7 protein-coding genes are annotated in these 23,347 nt (G+C 44.1%); all 7 read left to right on the top strand.

Annotation, left to right across the window (positions count from 1 at the left end; all coding sequences use genetic code 11):
* Positions 1 to 3 precede the first annotated feature (3 nt).
* The 7 genes from ACEN8J_RS03530 to ACEN8J_RS03560 all read left to right on the top strand — a co-directional run bounded on the left by ACEN8J_RS03530 (position 4) and on the right by ACEN8J_RS03560 (position 23,247).
* Entirely contained in the window at positions 4 to 738 is a 735-nt protein-coding gene (locus ACEN8J_RS03530) for an aspartate/glutamate racemase family protein (protein WP_029514833.1), read from the top strand.
* Positions 720 to 1,766 carry a methyltransferase gene (locus tag ACEN8J_RS03535; protein WP_029514834.1) on the top strand — a complete coding sequence of 349 codons (1,047 nt, stop codon included), beginning with the start codon at positions 720 to 722 and terminating at the stop codon, positions 1,764 to 1,766. Before ACEN8J_RS03530 ends, ACEN8J_RS03535 begins: the two co-directional genes overlap by 19 nt.
* Before the next feature lie 104 nt (positions 1,767 to 1,870).
* Positions 1,871 to 2,851: an acyltransferase domain-containing protein gene (locus ACEN8J_RS03540; RefSeq protein WP_029514835.1), complete on the top strand. Its 981-nt coding sequence runs from the start codon at positions 1,871 to 1,873 to the stop codon at positions 2,849 to 2,851.
* Positions 2,845 to 5,145: an ACP S-malonyltransferase gene (gene fabD / locus ACEN8J_RS03545; protein ID WP_029514837.1), complete on the top strand. Its 2,301-nt coding sequence runs from the start codon at positions 2,845 to 2,847 to the stop codon at positions 5,143 to 5,145. The genes ACEN8J_RS03540 and fabD overlap by 7 nt, the downstream gene beginning before the upstream one ends.
* Positions 5,138 to 8,146, top strand: coding sequence for a type I polyketide synthase (locus ACEN8J_RS03550; protein ID WP_340932954.1), 3,009 nt, complete (start codon positions 5,138 to 5,140; stop codon positions 8,144 to 8,146). Before fabD ends, ACEN8J_RS03550 begins: the two co-directional genes overlap by 8 nt.
* A complete protein-coding gene (locus ACEN8J_RS03555; RefSeq protein WP_049816864.1) occupies positions 8,122 to 12,753 on the top strand; it encodes a type I polyketide synthase in 4,632 nt (1,543 codons plus the stop codon). Before ACEN8J_RS03550 ends, ACEN8J_RS03555 begins: the two co-directional genes overlap by 25 nt.
* A gap of 42 nt (positions 12,754 to 12,795) precedes the next feature.
* Positions 12,796 to 23,247: an SDR family NAD(P)-dependent oxidoreductase gene (locus ACEN8J_RS03560; protein WP_495594237.1), complete on the top strand. Its 10,452-nt coding sequence runs from the start codon at positions 12,796 to 12,798 to the stop codon at positions 23,245 to 23,247.
* Positions 23,248 to 23,347 lie beyond the last annotated feature (100 nt).

A 23,347-nucleotide genomic window follows, 5' to 3' on the forward strand; every position in this document is an offset into this window, starting at 1 on the left:
AAGATGAGAACAATTGGGTTAGTCGGTGGATTAAGCTATGAATCGACGTTATTTTACTATAAGTATATTAATGAGCGTGTTAATCAGCAGCTTGGAAAAACTCATTCGGCCAAGTTGATTCTAAACAGCTTGAATAATGAGGAAGTTTTGTCTCTTGTAAATGCTAATCGAATGCAGGATGTTACGGAAATATTAGTCAATGCTGCAATCGTAGTTGAGAGAGCCGGGGCTGATTGTCTGCTGATATGTTGCAATTCGGTTCATCAAGTAGCGGAAGAAGTACAACGTCATATTCGTATACCTCTTCTTCATATAACAGATGCAGTTACAAATAAAGTTTCCGAAACAGGCGTTAAGCGGGTTGGACTTATCGGAACCAACTTTACAATGAAAGAAACATTTTATAAACGCAAGTTGGAAGAAAGAGGGATTGATGTTATCCTTCCAGATCAGCCTGATCGCAATTATATACATCAAGTGATTTTCAGCGAATTGGTGCTGGGCCTGTTTACCACGGAAGCTAAGAGAAAGTTCCAACGCATTATCCTTAAATTAATCTCTGAAGGTGCTCAGGGAGTCATACTGGGCTGCACAGAGATTCCGTTGCTTATTAATCAAAAGGATGTCAGCGTTCCTGTTTTTGATACTACTGCATTGCATGCAGACAGTGGAATTGACTTTATGTTTGGAAGTGCGAATACTAGAGAGGAGTTATCGCTATGGAAACAACAAATGTGAACAAAGTTGAGGTTAAGCCGCAATCTATACCGCCACAGGCTAGTGTTATGGGGTATATTGGTAGTTACTTTTTCTCGTTTGTGATTAAGACTGCAACAGAGTTGGGTGTGTTTAAAGGTTTACAGCAAGGGAAAAAAACGAACGACGAGTTAGCGACTCATTTGGAGCTAGACTCAGTTTCTTTACGAAGATTGTTAAGAGCATTAGTCGCCATGGATCTTCTTAAGGTTGATGCATCTGGAAATTACGAGGTAACTGCGTATGGAGCTACATTGCAACCAGGGGAAACCCCTCAATCGATTGAGCCCATTGCAAATTATTTGCTAGGGGATTTTATTATTGAACCTATGATGAATTTGGGATACAGCATCCGGACCGGACGGCCTGCATTCGACAATTCCGCATGGTTTGAAGCTGGGAAAATAAATATTGAGCAGCAGCAAGTGGTCAACCGTGCGATGGAAGTATATTCAAAAGTAAGTTTACCAACAATACTGAATTCATATTCATTTGACGAGTTTGATGTCATTGTGGATGTTGCGGGTGGTCTAGGACAAATATTGGCTGGTATTCTAGAGGAAAATGTAAATAGTCGCGGGGTTTTATATGATTTGCCATCAACGATCGAGCGAGCAAAGGAATATATAGATTCTGTAGATATGACAGGACGTTGTGAGTTAATTGGTGGAGATATGTTTGAAACAATTCCGGCTGGTGGAAATCTCTATATTATCAGCAAAGCGTTAAACGATTGGGATGATGAGCACGTTCTGTCCGCACTCAGTAATATACGTTCAGCGATGTTAAATGACTCTAAATTAATTATTATAGAGATGCTTGTTGATGATAAGCATCCGACAAAAGAAGAGGTAATTCGGGATTTACTGTTTCTGGCCGTCACTCCGGGTGGAGGCGTTAGAACTCAGTCGGAATTCGAGGTGTTGATACATCGATCCGGTTTACAAATTACACGTGTTATTCCCACTTCAGATCAATTCTGCATTATTGAATGTGAGCGAAAACAATAATTATAGTTTTTATGATAATCTAAAGTCCGTTTTGTAAAGTTATGTTCATCAAAAGGTGAACATAACTTTTTTCATATGCATTGCAAGTGGAGGTGGTGTTGTGTATGAATCAGTCAGTTGTATTTATGTATCCGGGTCAGGGATCGCAGTATTATCACATGGGAATTCAGCTGTACAAACATAATGATGTGTTTCGAGTGTGTATGGACACATTAAATGACCAGGTATACGGACTTATCGGGGAGTCAGTACTGGATATCATTTATGACCCGGGCCGTAGGGTGGGAGAACGTTTTGACCGTACGTTATACACTCATATTGCGATTTTTATGGTCGAATGCTCACTCACCAAGATATTTCTGAGTCATGGAATTGAGCCGAATGCTGTCATTGGAACAAGCTTGGGAGAATACGCAGCAACGGTAACCGCAGGAGTATGGAGCATGGAAACGGCTCTTCAAGCGGTCGTTCGACAAGCAGAGCTGCTTGAATCTACCTGTGCTGAAGGAGGAATGTTAGCCATTCTGCACAATTTGAATATATATTCGTCTGATCCGTTGTTGCGTGAGCTTTGTGAACTTGCAGCTGTAAATCATCAATCACATTTTATTGTATCAGGTAGTGCCCGAAATATTGATCGTGTAGAGCAATTGCTTAAGAGCAAGGAAGTTGTCTGCTTACGGCTCGCGGTTTCGCATGGGTTTCACTCGTCCTGTATTGATCCCGCGGAGAAGCCATACCTGAGCTATGTGCAGGAGCAGATCCTACATAAACCTGTGATTCCTTATGGATCAAGCGTATACGGTAAAATTATTGGACGACTGGAGCCAGATTACTTTTGGAAGGTTGCCCGTAAACCGATCCGATTCGCTGAGGCAGTAAGTTCTATAACACACGAACAAAAGAAAGGCATCTATATTGATATGGGGCCTTCGGGCACCTTGGTAAATATTGTGAAAAATCTGCCTATATATAATCAAAAACAAACGGCTTTGTCTATAATGACACCCTTTCATAAAGACTGTAATCAATTGGATGACATTATACGGCGTTATGCTGATTCAAAGGAGAATGGCGTATGTTAGCATTTGTTTTCCCTGGACAGGGCTCGCAGCGTAAAGGAATGGGTGAAGGATTATTTGAGGAATTTCCTGAGCTTACACGGCAGGCTAATGCCATTCTTGGTTATTCCATAGAGGAATTGTGTTTAGTGGATGCGTACAATCAGTTGCAACAAACGCAATTTACACAGCCTGCTTTATACACAGTTAATGCACTTATGTATCTAAAAACGTTGCAAGTAAGTGGTGTTTCTCCCGAAATTGTAGCAGGGCACAGTCTGGGGGAGTATAATGCATTATTTGCTGGAGGTGCCTTCGATTTTGCCACAGGTTTGAAGTTGGTGAAAAAAAGAGGAGAATTAATGAGTCTCGCCGCTGGTGGCAAAATGGCAGCCATTATAGGAATGGATATGAACAATATCCAACAAACTTTAACACAGAATAGACTGGACGGCATAGATATAGCTAATCTGAATTCTCCACAACAAGTAGTGATTTCTGGATTAGAAGAAGATATGGGGCGGGCAAAGTTGATTTTTGAGGCGACTTCTACCATTACTTATATCCCACTTACTGTGAGCGGAGCCTTTCATTCCAGATATATGGAGGAAGCAGGGAATAAATTTGCTGCTTATTTAGATGGGTTTGCATTTTCTAATTTAAAAATACCAGTTATATCGAATTTTAGTGCCAGACCCTACACTAAGTCAGAATTAAAATCAAATCTGGTTCGACAAATGACAAGTTCCGTAAAATGGTGTGAGACCGTGCAGATTCTCTTGGGGTTGGATCATGTGGAAATCAGAGAAATTGGCCCAGGTCATGTTTTGACAAGTTTGACGCAAAAAATCAAACAGGGAGCTGCTCCCATTACGTTATCTCGGGAAGAATGGAATTATAAAGAGTCTGAACAAATTCAGCTAACCAATGACACTAGGACACCTACTAGTCCGCTAGTGTCTGGGATTACACCAGAGTTTCTCGGCTCTGAGGAGTTTAGAAAGGATTATGGCATCAGATATGCCTATCTGACCGGAGCTATGTTCAAAGGGATTTCATCCAAAGAGATGGTAGTTAAGATGGGCAAAGCAGGTATGATGGGCTTTTTGGGAACTGGAGGGTTGTCTATTCCTCAGATTGAATCTGATATTCAATATATTCAGCAGGAGTTGGATGAAGGACAAGCTTACGGAATGAATTTTTTACATACACCCGGCAAGCTTGATAGAGAAAGAGATCTTACGGAACTTTATCTCAAATATGAAATACGTAAAATAGAAGTTTCAGCATTTATTAATATAACAGAGTCACTAATCCGCTATCGTGCTAATGGTTTATACGATAAACCGGACGGAACGGTAGAGATTCGCAACCGCGTTCTCGCTAAGGTATCGAGACCGGAGGTTGCGGAAAACTTTCTGAGTCCGGCCCCTGTTTTATTAGTGGAGAAAATGGTCCAGGCTGGTCAAATTACGCAAGAACAAGCGAAAAGGCTGGCTCAGGTTGCAATGGCGGATGATCTATGTCTGGAAGCTGATTCGGGAGGACATACAGATGGCGGAGTAGCCTACGTATTAATGCCTGCTATCACGAGGTTACGTGACGACATGATGAAGAAGTATGAATACAAGAAAAAGGTGAGGGTCGGCGCAGCAGGTGGTATTGGTACTCCTGAAGCCGCAGCAGCTGCATTTATGTTGGGTGCCGATTTTATAGTTACCGGTTCTATTAATCAATGTACTGTGGAGGCAGGTACTAGCAATAATGCCAAAGATATGCTTGAACAAATCAATATTCAGGACACGACCTATGCTCCGGCAGGAGATATGTTTGAATTAGGGGCCAAAGTACAAGTTCTAAAAAAAGGTGTGTTCTTTCCAGCACGGGCTAACAAGCTCTATGATCTATATCGTCAATATAATTCATTGGAAGAGATTAGTGATAAGGATCAGAAGCAAATTCAGGAAAAATATTTCAAGCGAAGTTTTGATGAAGTATACGAGGAAGTTAGACGACATTATCCACAACAGGAGATTGAAAAAGCGGAACTAAACCCCAAGCGTAAAATGGCTTTAATTTTCAAGTGGTATTTTGCTTATTCGTCGTATTTAGCTTGCAGTGGGGAAGCAGACAATCGACTCGATTATCAGATCCAATGCGGCCCAGCACTGGGCTCATTTAATCAGTGGGTTAAAGGTACAAAATGGGAACGCTGGCAGCATCGTCATGTAGATGACATTGGCATCAAGATCATGACAGAAACAGCCCAAATACTGAATCGTAGATTTATTGCGTTTCATGGAGCAGTTTATGAGTAAAGTTCAATCGGGAAGAGTGAGGCGGATGAGATCCAAAAAGGCAGATATCGCGGTGGTAGGTATGTCATGCCGTTTTCCAGATGCTTATGATTATAACCAATTTTGGAATAACCTCGAAGAAGGTGTAGACTCTGTTCGGGAACTTCCTCCTGATCGCTGGGATGTGAAGACTTATTATGCAATGGATATGGACAAGTCTGGCCAAAGCATAAGTAAGTGGTGCGGTATATTGAACCATGTTTATGACTTTGATCATCAATTTTTCAAGATATCTCCTCGTGAAGCTATTCATATGGATCCTCAGCAAAGATTAATGCTAGAGGAAACTTGGCATTGTATTGAAGATTCGGGTATCTCTTTAGCCACACTTCAACATAAACAAACTGCCGTCTATGCAGGTGTTATGACAACGGATTATCGTCAAGAGATGATAGATACAGAGCATGGAATGGACAGTTATGCATGTTTAGGCAACTTTGAAAGCCTATTATCCAACCGCATTTCCTATACGTTTGACTTTCAGGGAGCCAGTCAAACTATCAATGCTGCTTGTGCTTCTTCACTTGTTGCAGTACATGAAGCGAAGCAAGCTCTAAGGCTTAGGAAATGCGACTATGCGTTGGTTGCTTGTGTCAATCTAAATCTTCATCCATGGAAATATGTCTCTTTTTCAAAATCTCGTATGCTAAGCCCTGATGGTATGTGCAGGGCTTTTGATCTCCATGCTAATGGTTATGTACCTGGGGACGGGGTAGCTGTTCTTTTGCTACAGCGTTTGGATGAAGCGGTTAAAGACCAAAATCATATCTATGGCATTATCAAAGGTTCGGACGTCAATCATTCCGGAAAAAGTCAGTCGATTACAGCTCCACGTATACAGGCACAGCAAGATGTCATCAAAGGTGCATATCAAGATGCAGATTTGCGTCCCGAAATGGTCAATTATGTGGAAGCTCATGGAACAGGCACTTCATTGGGAGACCCGATAGAACTGGAGGGTTTGACACGGGCGTTCCGAGAATTTACAGATAAGAAGCAATTTTGCAAGATCGGATCTGTCAAAACCAATATCGGCCATTTGGAGAGTGCTGCAGGGCTAGCAGGTATAATCAAAGTGTTAATGATGATGAAGCACAGAAAAATCCCCAAAACCCTCCATCTTAAGACTCTAAATCCGATCGTGAATTGGGCTAACTCTCCGTTTATCCCTGCAAATGGTTTATCATCTTGGGAATCCGTTGAGGAAGGCGGTCCATTGCGTGCCAGTGTCAGTTCTTTTGGTTTTGGTGGTGTTAATAGCCATGTATTGCTTGAGGAGTATCAGGGCGCCGAGACGGACGAGGTATTCAATACAAATAGAAGTGAATTTTTTGTTTTATCTGCAAAGACTCCTCAGGCATTGGAAAATTTACAAGAGGCATGGAGGACATTCGTTACCACTGAAGATTTTAAAGCTCACATTTTAAGCGATATAAGCAGTGTATTGCTAATGGGCAGAGAGGCATTCCAGTATCGTTGTGGCATACTGGTACACCATAAAGAAGAATTGAAAGAGAAACTGTTGGCTGACTATTTGCCTCAAATGAAAGCGACGAAATGCTCATGGGAACTGAACATTAGTAATCTCTCTTGGGAAAGTTATGCAGATATTGAGCCATTATATGTAGAATGTAGTTTATTCAAGCAGGTTATCGATGACGCCATGAAGACATTAAGAAGCTTGCATGTAGGCAGGAAAATAAGCAGTGGTTTCTTTCAGGAGTCCTGGATTGGGCTAGAAAAATCACTATACCAGTTAATTACAGGGTATGCATACGCCTTTTCATTTATATCTCTTGGGCTGACTCCGTCCGTCGTAACTGGACATAATGATGGCTGGTGGGTTGCGATGGCTATAAGTGGCATTCTGACACTGGAGGACATACTAGCTGTAAAAACGGGGAAATGCGAGCTAAAAGACGTAATGTTTTCTTGTCCTGTTATTCCTATTCGGGAGCCAGTTATAGGTGAAATTTATGCTTCATTACAATGTAATGAAGCATATATCCATGATCTAATCAGTTTGACAGAACACGGAGTAAAAGAACAGTCAGGTTCTTCAGTATCCAAGTCACCAAATGATAATGGACTTCAAACATATATCCAAAAATCCAAGCTGCTATACCCTGTACAGTACACCTTTAAAGGGTACATTGACGATTGGGAATCGGTCATCCAAAAAGAGACAAGCTGCAGTATTGTCGGTATATTGTGTGATGAGCAGCTTTTAAATACAGGGAATGTAAACCACGATTTACTCTTGATTGTGCTTGCGAGTTCTCTGAGAAAGCTGTATCGAAAGTGGAATTTAGAGGAACAACAATTCATTATTGGATCACGATTGGAAGAGATAATGGACTTACTAGATGAGGGGATTTTGCCCAAGGAAACGCTTGTGCAAATAATGATACAAACCAATACAGTAGAACGAGCAGTTGAAATTATAAACAATAATTTGATGAAAATTCATCCTGAACGTAAATATCCATTAATGAAAAAATACTATCAGAATGAAATGAAAGTAGCTATGAATCCCGAATGGATCAGCAGGATAGAAAATGTAGATCATGATTTGTCACAACAAGCGGATGTGGAGGTTGTATATATAGACAGCTGCCATACGGTCGCTGACCCTGGCATACATTTTGGAGCAACAATCGATACAGTTACGCAGTTTTACCAAGGTGTTTTTCAGCTGTGGTTGAAAGGTGTACCTATTCGTTGGTACCGATTATTTCAAGACAAGCCATATCATAAAATTGGCTTGCCAGTGTACCCATTTGATCGGAATACGTTTCGGATCAATGGACGAAAAGAGCAGGTATTGGTAAACAATGCTTCCGAATTGGAGGACTTGAAGCTTAAGCAACTGCTGCAAAGTCTTGAAAAAGGTGAACTGGAAATTGATGACATCAAAAGGGAGATGGGGGATGCGTGGTGTCAGACGATCAATTCACAATAGATGAGATTTTACATTTGATCAAAGAAGGGAAGATGACTTCAGACAAAGGATTTGAGCAGATTCGTAAAATCAGAGATAGTTTGAAATCGACGGAACGAGCAACCACATACTATCAGCCATTGTGGAGAGAATGTCTTCCCAATTCCGACGGAGGAGTTCCCGAACAGGTCATCGTTTTCGGTACAGATACCGGCCTTTGGAATAGCTTGAAAAAACGCGGCATCAAGGCTGTACTTGTACAGCCAGGGGATGCCTATCGCTCTGTGCAAGGTGATATCTATGAAATAGACCCTTTGAATCCGAAGCACTATGAGATGTTGTTCAGCACCATAAAACAAAACCAGCAGACCGCCGAAGCCCTTATTTACGCTTGGTCGGACCAACGGTTTGTATCGGAAAAAGAAGAATTGCAAACCGAACTTGAGCGTGGAATCTATTCTTTGTTCTACCTCAGTAAAGCATTAATGAGGGAGTCTTTGCCCAAGAGATGTAAGTTGCTTTACGTTTATCAAGGAAGTGGTCAGCCGCAGAACGCGGCAGTATCAGGATTTGCTAGAACACTTCGAAAAGAAAATCCTGCATTGATATATGCTACTGTAGAACTTAGTGAGTCGGCTGAAACATCTCTTGATCAATTGTTAAGTGAATTTTCTGTGGATGATGAAGAGGTTGAAATTCGTTATCAGCAGCAAAAGCGGTTTGTACGTTATATGTCACTAATCAATGAATTAGGTACATCTAGCATTTCATTGAGGGAGAAAGGTACTTACATGATTACCGGAGGATTGGGAGGATTAGGCTCCATTTTCGCTGGATATTTGGCCAGTAAGTACAAAGCTCGTCTGGTTATCGCAGGACGTTCGCCTCTCACATCCGAACATGAGCAAAAGATCAAGCAATGGGAACGGTGTGGGGCAAGTGTTCTGTATGTGCAGGCAGATATTTCGTTGCGTGAACAATGCATTGCAATGATTGCCAAGGCGAAAGAGAGATTTGGTCATATTCATGGGGTGATACACGCGGCAGGCGTGCTGCGGGATGCGTATATTTTGAGGAAGTCTATTGATCAAATAGAGGAAGTACTGGCTGCTAAGCTGTATGGAACAGTGTGGCTGGATGAGGCGACCCGTCATGAAGAGCTGGACTTTTTCCTAATGTTCTCTTCCATTATGTCGGTCATAGGGAATGCAGGCCAGTGTGATTATGCATATGCAAACGCCTTTATGGATTATTATGCTCATCACCGTACAAGCATATTGCAGATGGAGGGACGCAGTGGAAAGTCTTTATTGATAAATTGGCCACTCTGGAAAGAAGGTGGAATGACAGTAGACGCCCCTACCCTTGCTTTCATGGAGAATACCATGGGAATTCTCCCCATCTCCACTGAAGAAGGGATAAGAGCATTTGAAGATGCGTTACATATGTCGGGAGATCAGATGATTGTTTTAAAAGAGAATCCGTCGAAAAAAATAAAATTGTTTAACTCCACTTCTAGTATTAAGGAGAAATTCTCGGCTAAGGGGCAACTTTCTGAATCGGATGAACAGATGATTTACCGTGGCTTGTGCGAGGATATCCGAATGATTACTTCGGACATTCTATTCGTTGATAAAGATACGATTGAAATGGATACCGACTACAGCGAATATGGATTTGATTCCATTTCTACCACTGATTTTATTAATCGGGTCAATCAAAAATTTCACTTGGAGTTGACTCCGCCTGTATTCTATGAATTTGTGAATATGGGCTCTTTTGTTTCTTATTTAAAAGATAACTATACAGAACGAGTGGCTTCTTTATATACTGTCAATTCTTCAACTTCTTCATTCCACTCGGATGAATCCGCGAAAGAAGCAGTAGTAGAACCAGCGGATATTCCATCGAATATTCCTGCTCAAGCCTTTGAGAACGCAAATGAACCGATTGCTATTATTGGTGTTGCTTGCAAGATGCCTCAGTCAGATAATCTTAACGAATTTTGGTTGAATCTGGAGGCAGAAAAAGATCTGATTACCGAAATTCCGCCAGATCGATGGAATTGGGAGGAATATGATGGCGATCCGACCAAGGAAATGGGGAAAACGAATATTAGATGGGGCGGTTTTATGAAAGACATAGATGCTTTTGATGCCTTTTTCTTTGGTATTTCCCCCCGCGAAGCAGAATTAATGGACCCGCGTCAGAGAATATTTTTAGAGACCGTTTGGAAAGTAATTGAAGATGCAGGTTACAAAGCTTCTGTATTGTCCGGCAGCAGAACGGGGATTTTTGTTGGTGCTGGAAGCTCTGATTATGACGATTTGTTAAAAGAGCACAAGATAGAAATGCAGGCGTACACACCGACAGGACTGTTTAACTCCATTCTAACCAATCGTATTTCATATTTACTGAATTTTCATGGCCCAAGCGAACCCATTGATACGGCTTGTTCAAGCTCTTTGGTTGCTATACACCGCGCTGTGGAAAGCTTGCGTAGTGGTGAATGTGAAGTTGCTATTGCTGGTGGCGTGAACGTATTGGCGAGTCCCAATCTATATATTGCTTTGGCCAAAGCCGGAATGTTGTCTGAAGATGGAAGATGCAAGACATTTGACAAGAAAGCGAATGGATATGTTCGGGGGGAAGGGAGTGCAGCGGTGATGCTAAAGCCCCTCTCACAAGCCAGACGGGATGGTGATCATATTTATGCGGTGATTAGAGGAACAGCGGTCAATCATGGAGGCCGTGCCAATTCACTTACTGCACCCAATCCAAATGCACAGGCAGATTTAATCGTAGATGCATGGACGAAATCAAGAGTGGACCCTTCCACTGTGAGCTATATAGAAGTACATGGTTCGGGAACATCTTTGGGCGATCCAATTGAAATTAACGGACTGAAAAAAGCTTTTGATGAATTATATACCGCTTGGGGACGGCAACCAACGGATAAAACCCATTGCGGGATAGGTACAGTAAAAACAAATATAGGTCATTTGGAATCAGCAGCGGGTATCGCAGGTCTAATCAAAATTGTACTTTGCTTGAAGCACAAAAAGCTACTTAAAACATTACATTATAAGGAACAAAACCCATATATCAAACTGGAAAATAGTCCGTTCTACATTGTAGAAAACACGAAAAAATGGGAAAAGACAGGATATGATATTCCTCGACGTGCAGGTGTAAGTTCCTTTGGTTTTGGTGGGGTAAATGCCCATATGGTTGTAGAAGAATATAAACAGAGCTATGGTCGTAAACCAAATGAACCACAAATTTTCTTGTTTTCAGCCAAGAACAAAGACACACTTTGTCACTATATTGAGGAAATTCGTACATTTTTATTAAAACCTGAAGCCAATATGGGTGACATCGCTTTTACGCTCCAGATCGGCAGAGAAGCTATGGAGGAAAGACTAGCTGTGGTTGCGTCAAGTATCGGGGAGTTGGTGGGGAAACTAGATCTGTATCTTCAAGCGAAAAGCAATATAGAAAATGTTCACACGGGAAATGTAAAGTTAAGTAATTCCTCTTTGCAGGTTTTGATAGAGGGAGAAGAGGGAGCTGCGTTTATGAACCTGCTCCTGAGCAAAAAGAAGTTGGAAAAGCTTGCCCAGTTATGGGTGAAAGGTCTGGATATTGAGTGGACATTGTTGCATTCTCATACCAGACCGCAGCGAGTATCGCTTCCTACGTACCCTTTTGAAAAACAACGATATTGGGTGCCAGTCACAAAAATAGAAGAAATCACAAAAGAAGAGCGTGTATCCCGTCTACATCCATTACTGCATGAAAATACTTCTATCTTATCGGAGCAGCGGTTTTGCACAGCTTTTACCGGGCAGGAATTTTTTGTGAAGGAAGAACAGGGGGCCGACTATAAGATTGTTCCTGCAGAGGTCTTGGTAGAAATGGCAAGAGCGGCAGTAAAGTGGTCAACCGAAACCCAAGCGGAAGAGCATAAATATATTCGATTGGAAAATATTGTTTGGGGAAGCCCCGTTTTAATTCAAACAGCAACTATTCAAGTAACCATCGCACTCTATGCCGAGGATCACGATGAAATCAGCTTTGAGATTTATCAGGCCGGAAAGCAAGAGCAAGAAATGGAAATATTTAGTCAAGGTTATGCCAGTCTGAAAGATAGCATGGACCTTAATTATGTTGATTTACAGGCCGCGCGTATGGATTGCAATCAACAGCTGTTATTGTCTGTTGATCACCTGCCGGAAATTGGGGATATTTACGCAGGTGCGGATATGATCCTAGTAAGGCTGTCATTACCACACAATATGTCTGAATCCATACAGTCATATGCGGTTCATCCTAATTTGATTCATGCAATTACCCAATTGTCTGCGATATGGCAGACTCACATGGAAAATAAACGTTCCCATGCTGACATATCCTATCATCCTGTGTCCATAAAAGAACTTGACATCTATCATTCCTGCACATCCAATATGTGGGCTAAGCTTCAATATGCTCCCAATAGGGGGAATGAGGATTGTATACCGTCACTGGATGTAGAAATGTGTGACGAGCAGGGGAAGGTATGCATACGTATCAGGGGGCTGGTAACGGTGTCAAATGAATATCCTGCTATTCAGATCGGATTCTGATTATGTTCTTGGAAGAATTCAATTATAGAAAGGGTTTTGGCCATGACAAGTACAATGATGCTTGAGCCGAGATGGAAAGAACAGGCTATCACAGAGAAGAGAACGCTGTCAGTACATTTTCGGCATGTTGTCATGCTTTGTGAGATGGATCCATCTATGTGTGAACTCATAGATGTTCAGCTTAACGGAACAACTTGTATTTCTCTACAGTCCGAACACACTTCCGTAGAAGAGCGGTATCAGGCTTACACCGTTCAGGTATTTGAAACTATCCAGCAGTTAATTCAAGACCGAACTTATCAGGATATCCTTGTTCAAATTATAGTTAGCCGTGAAGGTGAAGGCAGGCTTTTTACAGGGCTTGCCGGGATATTGAAAACGGCGCAGCTTGAATATCCAAAACTATCTGGGCAGCTGATTGAAGTGGATACGAATGAAGACGAGGGCCTTTTGATTCAAAAACTTGCAGAAAATAAGAATAGTCCGTCAGATAGTCATATTCGTTATATCAATGGGAAAAGGCAGGTTATGCATTGGGAATTTATATTAGAGGACGAAGGTATCCAAGATTGGTTGGAACAGGCTACACCATGGCGAGATGGTGGTCTGTATTTAGTGACAGGAGGTACTGGAGGGTTAGGAAAGATTTTTGCCAGAGAGATTGCGGAGAATACACAATCTTCCACTATCATTCTTATGGGTCGTTCTCCTCTGGATGAGCATAAGGAGAAGTGGATATGTGAGCTTCAGAAGTTAGGGGCACATGTTATTTATAAAAACCAGGATTTGAATGACAAAGAGGGAGTAGTTGAATTCATAAATACCATAGAGAGAGAGTATGGTCATGTTAACGGTATTATTCATAGTGCCGGGATCATTCAAGATCATTACATTGTCAATAAAAATTCAGAAGAGTTTAGAGCTGTCCTTGCGCCCAAAGTGTCAGGATTATTGTGTTTGGACGAGGCAACCAAAGGCATGCAATTGGACTTTATTATATTGTTTTCATCAGTGGCTGGTGCGCTTGGAAACCCCGGTCAGGTCGATTATGCTGCAGCAAATGCATTTCTGGACGCCTATGCAGGCTACCGGAATGATTTGCGGGAGCTTGGATCTCGGCATGGTCGGACGCAATCCATAAACTGGCCACTGTGGAGAGAAGGCGGCATGCAGATTGATGAATCCATTGCCAAAATATTGGAAGAGCGTACGGGGATGTCCCCCATTTCAACAGAGACAGGCATTCGAGCTTTCTATAAAGCATTCAGTCTGGGTCAGGAACAAATAATGTTGGTCAAAGGGAATCGGTTAAAAATAGGTGATTATTTGAAAAGGGGTATTGATGGGCAGTCTGCAGCTGCAATTATAAAACAGCCAGTGGAAGTAGACCATGAACGGCTAATGGAAGAAACAGTGTCTAAGCTCAAGTCGTTGCTTGCAGAGGAAATAAAATGGGATGAAGAACGTATTGATATCTTTGAACCATTAGAAAGTTACGGAATTGATTCTATACTCATCTTGCAGCTAAATCAGAAGCTGGAGCGTATTTTCGGGGAATGTTCAAAAACTATCTTTTATGAATGTAGGACTTTACAAGAATTAGCCCTTTATTTCATTTCTAATTTTCGGGAAGCTTGTATACTGTGGACAGGATTGACTTCCTCATATGCAGCTCCAGAGGAATCTTTGAAAACAGCAAAAGATGTCCGGCAGAGAGGACCGGTTCTGGTGCCGCGTCATGGAGCTAAGCGAAAATCCCGAATTGGAATTCCGTCGTCAACTGAAAAAGAGGTGGATCCAATTGCCATTATCGGTATAAGTGGTCATTATCCTCAAGCAGATCATCTACAAGAATTCTGGTCCAATTTAGTAAGTGGAAAAGATTGTATAACAGAACTGGATGAGGAACGATGGGAGCTGGACTCTTTTTATCATCCGGATCGTGAAGAAGCAATTCTTCAAAATAAAAGCTATAGCAAATGGGGGGGATTTGTCCGAGGATTTGCTGATTTTGATCCTTTGTTTTTTAATATCTCTCCTCGGGAAGCTATGAGCATGGACCCACAGGAGCGCTTGTTTATACAAGCTTGTTGGGAAGCACTGGAGGATGCAGCTTATACACGCGAGCAACTGAAGACACGTCACCAAGGAAGAGTGGGTGTATTTGCGGGAATTACCAAAACAGGATTTAATCTGTATGGGCCAGATATGTGGAGGCAGGGAGAGACTTTGTTTCCGCATACATCATTCAGTTCGTTAGCGAATCGGGTGTCTTATTTGTTGAATTTGAATGGACCTAGCATGCCGATTGATACAATGTGTTCATCATCTTTGACAGCTATACATGAAGCTTGTGAGCACCTTCGTCATGGTCAATGTGAAGTAGCCATTGCAGGAGCCGTTAATCTATACCTGCATCCTTCCAGCTATGTACAGCTATGCGGACAGCACATGCTGTCGGTGGATGGAAAATGTAAAAGCTTCGGGCAGGATGCCAACGGATTTGTCCCCGGGGAGGGAGTGGGCGTATTTATATTAAAGCCGTTGTCCAGAGCGACAGCAGATAAAGATCATATTTATGGCTGTATCCGTGGAACAAGTATAAATCACGGCGGTAAAACGAATGGATATACGGTCCCTAATCCATCTGCTCAAGCAGAGCTTATTCGGACTGCTATGGATAGAGCGGGTATAGATGCTCGAGCCATCAGTTATATCGAAGCTCATGGAACTGGAACTCTCCTAGGAGATCCTATTGAAGTTACCGGACTTACGCAAGCGTTTAGGGCATCTACGAAGCAATCACAATTTTGTGCAATTGGCTCAGTTAAAAGTAATATTGGACATTTGGAAGCGGCTGCTGGTATGGCAGGCATGACTAAGATAATTTTACAAATGAAATATCGAAAAATTGTACCCACTTTACATGTGAAACAATTGAATCCCAACATTCCCTTTTCAGACACTCCATTTGTGGTTCAAAGGCAATTATCGGATTGGAACCGTCCTGTGGTGGAGATGGATGGGGAGCGAAAGGAATATCCTAGAATCGCTGGCATCTCCTCTTTTGGAGCGGGTGGGGCCAATGCACATGTAATTATGGAGGAATTTACGGAACCTGTTGAATCCATAGCTTCATTTGATGTGAACTCAGGTGAAAAAGCCATCGTTGTATTATCCGCAAAAAATGAAGACAGGCTGTTTGCAAAGGTACATCAGCTGCTGGCTTTTATAGAAGAAGGGCAAATTCAAGATGATCATTTACGGAACGTGGCTTATACCCTTCAAGTAGGTAGAGAGGCTATGGAGGAACGTTTGGGTTTGATGGTGGGTTCTGTCAAGGAACTGGAAGAAAAACTCAAGTTGTTTTATGAGAAAAAAGGAGATTTTAAGGATATTTATAGGGGGAGAAGCAAGCGTAATAAAGAGTCGGTGATGTTGCTATTAGCAGATGAGGATATGAAGAAAGCCGTATCGGCATGGATTCAGAAGAAAAAGTACACAAAACTTCTGGATCTTTGGGTAAAGGGAGTAGATATCGATTGGACTCAAATATACGAAGCGGACATTCCTACAAGAATGAGTCTTCCAGTATATCCGTTTGCCAAGGAACGGTACTGGATATCCGAACGGTCCCGAACTGACATAAAGGACAGCGTATATTCTTCAGCGGCAGGATCGGCCTATATTCATCCGTTGCTTCACCGCAATACATCAGATTTAACTGAGCAAAGATACAGCTCCACATTTACGGGTGAGGAATTCTTTTTGACTGATCACCAGATCAGAGGACATAAAGTCCTGCCAGGTGTGGCACATTTGGAAATGGCAAGAAAAGCCGCAGAGTTGGCGACAAACATGTCTTCAGCAGATCAACTTACCATCAAATTAAAAAATGTGGTATGGGCCAGTCCGGTGATGGTTGATACGCTGCCTGTTGAAGTACATATCGGATTATACATGGAGGATAGAGGAGAGATTGGTTATACCATCTACAGAAAGTCTGAGGATGGTTCGGATAATTTTGTAAACAGCCAGGGCCGAATCGAAATATGCACGAACATCAAAACACAAACACTGGATATCTCAAGTCTACAAGCAGCCTGTAATCAAACTAGCATGACGGGGGCAGCTTGTTATGAAGCTTTTGAAAAAATGGGTTATTCTTACGGTGAAGGACATCGAGGAATTGAAGTGCTCTATGCTGGGACAGATCAGGTTCTAGCGAAACTGCGTCTGCCACTGGTGACGAGTGGTTCAGGGAAGGCATATGTTCTGCATCCGGGTGTGGTCGATTCAGCATTGCAGGCAACCATCGGATTGCTTAGTCAGCGACAGACAGGGAACAATCCACTTTTGCCGTTTGCCTTACAAGAAATTCTTATCTTACAGTCCTGCACTTCTACCATGTGGGCGTGTATTCGTTACAGTGAAGGATATGATGCAGGAAGCTCATTGTTAAGAGTGGATGTCGATATCTGCGATGATGCGGGGAATATCTGTATTCGAATGAATGGACTTACTTCAAGAATTTTAAAGGAAGAAGTAACGGATAAGCCCGATATTTCTACATTAATGCTGTCACCTGTATGGAAACAGCAAACCATTGAACAGGCAGTCCTAACTACGGAATGCATCAAGCACGTAGTCTTGCTTTGTGAACCTGATGAAAGATGGATAGGACCAATACGAAAAGGACTTCGTGATGTGGTGTGTGTCTCCCTGCTTTCCAAGGCCATACATGCGGTAGATAGATATCAGGATTATGCATTACAGGCATTGGGAGAAGTACAAAAAATTATTCGAGATCAGGCCAATGGACAGGTGCTAGTGCAGATTGTAGCTTTCAATCCGCTAGAACGTTATATGTTCACTGGCCTATTAGGCTTGCTCAAAACCGCGCAAATTGAAAGCAGCAAAATTATAGGACAAATGCTGGAGATTAGTACAGTTGAAACGGCGGATCAACTTATTAGAATGATTACAGAAAACGCTCAATGCTCACCGGGTCTGCATGTTCGTTACCATGAGGAAAGACGTTGGGTCTCGGAGTGGGAGGAAATTAGTAGACAGTCCGAGGCCATGAAGCCTTGGAAGGATAATGGAATATATCTGATTACCGGTGGTGCAGGGGGATTGGGACTTATTTTTTGCGAAGAAATGGTAAGAAACTCTCGCTGTCCGACTGTGATTCTCGCTGGGAGATCTCCACTGAATGAACTTGTGAAGTCCAAACTAACTGAATTTGAAGCATCCGGGGCTAGAGTTTTATACAAAAGGACAGATATTACAGATCGTCAAGCAGTCCGTGTGTTGATGGAAAGCATTAAAGAGGAGTTTGGGGCTTTAAATGGTATTATCCACAGTGCAGGTGCGATCTACGACAGTTTCATTTTGAACAAGCAGGCGGAAGAAGTAAAGAAGGTAATGGCTCCCAAGGTTGCTGGCACATTGTATTTGGATGAAGAAAGCCAAGAGTTTGATTTAGACTTTTTTGTTCTATTTTCATCTGCTGCCGGGATTTTGGGGAATGCTGGACAATCTGATTATGCGATGGCCAATTTGTTTATGGACAGCTACGCTGAATATCGGTCCGGATTGGAGACTTCTTGTCAGCGAAAAGGACAAACTCTGGTAATGGATTGGCCCCTTTGGAGGGACGGAGGTATGCGTATGGATACGGATACCGAGAAGTTCATGCTACAAAATACTGGCATGCAGTCAATTAGCATTCAAACCGGATTGGATATTTTTTATCAGGCCATGTCTTCAGGGAGAAAACAGGTTATGGGCATATATGGTCAGGTTTCGCGAATGAGGGATAAACTGCTTACCTTAAAAAAAGCGAAGACCAAGCCGATTCAACCACGTTCGACAGCTGCTGATAGTACGGAAAAACTGTTGCATAAGGTGCTTATGATTTTGGCGGAAGCAATATCCAATGTTTTGGATGTGAATGCTAAGGATATTGATGATGATGCTGAATGGGGAGAATATGGATTTGACTCTATTTCATTAACTCAACTGGCTAATCGTCTTAATCAGGCTTACGAATTGGATATAACGCCAGCTCTATTTTTTGAATATTCAGGAATTCGGGAATTTGCGAAGTATCTGTTACTAGAACACCGTGACTTTTTCAATTGGCAGGCGCCAGAGCAACTAGGGTATGGAGAAGCATTGCCAGAACCATCGGAAACGAAAAATGACTTAGGAGCTTGGAAATGGGAAGAAACAGCAAGCCTTCATTCCAGACGTATGAACCCCAGATTTGTTGCTCCTGTCCTACAAGAACATGCAGTTCTGGAACCAGTGGCTATCATCGGAATAAGTGGAATTTTCCCTATGGCCGAAAATGTAGATGAGTTATGGCAAAATCTTGTCCAAGGTAAAGACTGTATTACTAAGATTCCTCGTGAACGCCAGGAATGGGGCACCTGTGATCCAGGTGTGAATTCGGAGGTGCCGTGGGGAGGTTTTATAAGTGGAGTGGATGAATTTGATGCCCTGTTCTTTGGGATTACTCCTCGAGAAGCCGAACTGATGGATCCTCAGCAGCGTTTGCTAATGACCTATGTTTGGAAGGTTTTAGAAGATGCTGGGTATTCGGCTAAAGCAGTATCAGGAACCGGAATGGGATTGTTTGTAGGCACAGGAAGAACTGGCTACAGTGAGCTGCTTACCAAGTCTGGTACAGTCGTCGAGGGATATTCATCCACAGGGAAGGTGCCCTCCGTGGGACCGAACAGGATGAGCTACTTTCTTGATATTCACGGTCCTAGTGAGCCTATTGAAACTGCTTGTTCCAGTTCTTTGATTGCAGTTCACAGAGCAGTTCAGGCGATCAGAAATGGTGATTGCGAAACGGCTGTGGCAGGCGGCGTTAATACGCTGCTTAGTCCGGAAGATTATAAGAGCTTCCATAAAGCGGGGATGCTCAGCAAGGATGGAAGATGTAAGACCTTTTCGGACCAAGCGAATGGTTACGTCAGAAGTGAAGGAGTTGGTATGATACTCCTCAAAAAATTGAAGGATGCTGAACTGGACGGTGACCATATCTATGCAGTTATTAGAGCAACGGGAGAAAATCATGGAGGAAGAGCCAACTCTTTGACCGCGCCTAATCCGAAGTCACAGGCAGAATTATTAAAATCTGTGTACCAAAGGGCTGGGATCAGACCTGATACAGTAGGTTATATCGAAGCTCACGGTAGCGGTACGCCTCTAGGAGATCCTATTGAAATCAATGCACTGAAGCAGGCCTTCCAGGAATTAAAGAATCGGGATCATAACGGTAGTGACAAATCCGGCTATTGCGGATTGGGAACTGTGAAAACTAATATCGGACATTTGGAGATGGCGGCTGGCATCGTTGGTTTAATTAAAGTTGTGTTGCAAATGAAGAATCAAACGCTTGTGAAGAATCTGCACTTAGAGACAGTGAATCCGTATATTGAGCTGGAGGAAAGCCCCTTCTATATCGTTCAGGAGACCTGTAAGTGGGAGCCTCAGTTGGATAATGAGGGTAAGGAGCTGCCAAGACGAGCAGGAATAAGTTCCTTTGGTTTTGGAGGAGCGAATGCACATGTGCTGGTGGAGGAATATATTCCGCAGGAGAACCGTAAGGAGCATTTCGGAGCAACACCGCGCACACCCGTAATGGTTGTTCTGTCAGGTAAGGATGAGCAGCGGTTGCAAGAGCAAGTGCTTCAATTGCTTGAAGCGATGGAGCAGGGGGATTACGGCGACGACAGGTTGGAGTCCATCGCCTATACCCTACAGGTTGGACGGGAAGCCATGGAAGAACGATTGGGACTGATCGTGGAATCCGTCTCGGATTTAGTAGCACAGCTGAGGGAATATGCGGAGCATCAGAAAGCTGGCAGATGGTTTCGCGGAAATGTCAAACGCTATAAGGAAACGATATCCGCCCTGGAGACGGATGAGGATATGCAGGAGATGATCCGTCAGTGGATTTATAAAGGGAAATATGCCAAGCTGTTGGATTTATGGGTTAAGGGGTTGAGCATGAACTGGCAGGCGCTGTACGGAGAGAACCGGCCGTGCCGTATCAGCCTACCCACATATCCATTTGCGCGGGATCGGTACTGGGTTCCGCAGGCGGAAGGGAAGGAAGCGGCCGGGCGAAGCCGGGAGGATACGGATTCTCGATTGCATCCGTTGCTGCACCGGAATATTTCGGTATTGTCGGAGCAGCGGTATAGTTCCACTTTTAGCGGTGAGGAATTTTTCCTGACGGATCACAGAGTGCAGGGACGTAAGATGCTGCCAGGGGTAGCCTATCTGGAAATGGCACGAACAGCGGTGGAGCAGGCGCTGGAGGGGAAGCCGGGAGAGTGGATTACGTTGCAATTACAGCAAGTGACCTGGATGCAACCGATCACAGTCGAAGAGCAGCCGGTAGAGGTAAGGCTCCGTCTGATGGCGGGCGAGGAAGGTGACATTGGTTATGAAATCTACAAGGGATCAACGGGAGCCATGGAAGATGTGGTGTACAGCCAAGGAACTGCTCGTGTGGTGACAAACGTGGAAAGCGTGCGGGAGGATATAGCGAAGCGGATGGCGGAGCACCGGGCTGCGGGTGCACAAGAGGTGCCGATTACCGCCTGTTACGAAGCGTTTGCGGCGATGGGGATTGAATATGGAGCAGGCCAGCGCTCGCTGGAAAGCGTGCAGGCTGGAGCGGACCAGGTATGGGCAAGAGTGTCGTTACCTTCTGGTGTGTCGGTAACAGCCCACGATTACGTGCTTCATCCCAGCTTGATGGATGGGGCGTTGCAGGCAGCCATTGGGCTGACCCTACTGGGGCCGCAAGAAAACACAGCGGGCGCTCCAGCCCTGCCATTTAGCCTGCGGGAGCTGACCGTGTACGGTCCGTGTACAAGCCAGATGTGGGTACACATGAGCGAAGAAGGGGAGCGAGTACAGGAAGAGCGGGTGCAAAAACGGAGTGTGGATGTCTACGATGACACAGGCAGGCTATGCGTAAGTCTACGCGGATTTACCTCACGGCCGCAGGGAGGGGGTTCGCGTTCCTTAACGCAGTCTTTGACGTATCCTTTGGCACCGTCTGAAGTAGAAGTGGCAGCAGAGAACGTGATTGTAGCGCCCGTATGGGAGCCGTGTAGGATCACGGAAGAAGCGGACCCTTCCGGGTCTGCTCAGAGCGACATAGTTCTGATTGGCGGGAGCCGGGAGCGACGGGAAGCTGTGATGGCATACTACCCGCAGGCGCAGGTTGTGGCTCTCCATGCCGGAGAGCCGGTGGAGGACATTCAGGGGAAACTGGAGGATTGCGGAAGCATCCGCCATGTGATCTGGATCGGTCCGGAAGCGGAAATCCCGGCCCTAGAAGAGAAGCGGATTATTGAGGGCCAAGAAGATGGGGTAATCCAGTTATTCCGACTCGTCAAAAGTATGTTGCAGCTGGGGTATGGACATCGGACGTTGGAATGGACGGTGATTACGGTTCAGGCCCAACCGGTAAATAAGTACGACGAGGTCGATCCGACCCACGCGAGTGTACACGGTTTTATCGGTTCGATGGCAAAGGAATATAGCCATTGGAAGGTTCGGTTAGCGGATATGGAAGCGGGAGTGGAGTGGCCATGGTCTGAGCTGCTGTTCCTGCCGCCCAATGCAGAAGGAGACGGGCTTGTGAACCGGGAAGGAGAATGGTACCGCCAGGAACTTGTCCCTGTGACGATGGAAACGGGTTATCCAACGCGCTACCGCCATGGGGGCGTGTATGTAGTCATAGGTGGAGCGGGGGGATTGGGAACCGTCTGGAGTGAATATATGATCCGTACGTACCAGGCACAGATCGTTTGGATCGGGCGGCGGACAGAGGATGAAGCCATCCGAGCTAAGCGGGAACAGTTAGCAGGGATCGGACCCGAGCCGATGTATATCGCAGCGGATGCATCGGACGAGACCGCCTTGGGAGAAGCGTGTCGATTAGTACGTCAGGCGTATGGAGATATCCATGGTGTGGTACACTCGGCGATCGTGCTGTCAGACCGGAGTTTGGGACAGATGGAGGAGGAGGAATTCTGTAAATCGCTGCGGGCTAAGGTAGATGTGAGCGTACACCTGGCGAGAGCATTTCAAGGAGAAACCTTGGATTTTGTATTGTTCTTCTCTTCCTTTAACGCATTCACCAAGGCAGCGGGACAAAGCAACTATGTGTCAGGCTGTACCTTTAAGGATGCATTCGCGCACCAGCTATCCGTAGAGTGGTCGTGTGAGGTGAAGGTGGTGAACTGGGGGTATTGGGGCCAGGTTGGTGTGGTATCAGGAGAACGATACCGCAAGCAGATGGAGCGGCTAGGGATCCAATCCATACGGACGGAAGAGGGGATGCGAATATTGGAGCAACTGGTATCGGGACAGCTGCACCAGTTGGGGGTCATGCGAACGACAGATCCGTTGGGAATCAAGGAAGTGAACTGGGGTGAGTTCATTACAATGTAGGTATGGTGCGCACAGATTTTTAAATTTCATGGATAATGCAACGCGGCGAAAGGGCGGTATATGTGAAGTCCGCTATGCCCCTAATGGTCTGGCGGAAATA

The sequence above is a fragment of the Paenibacillus sp. Paensp38 genome (genome assembly GCF_059491915.1).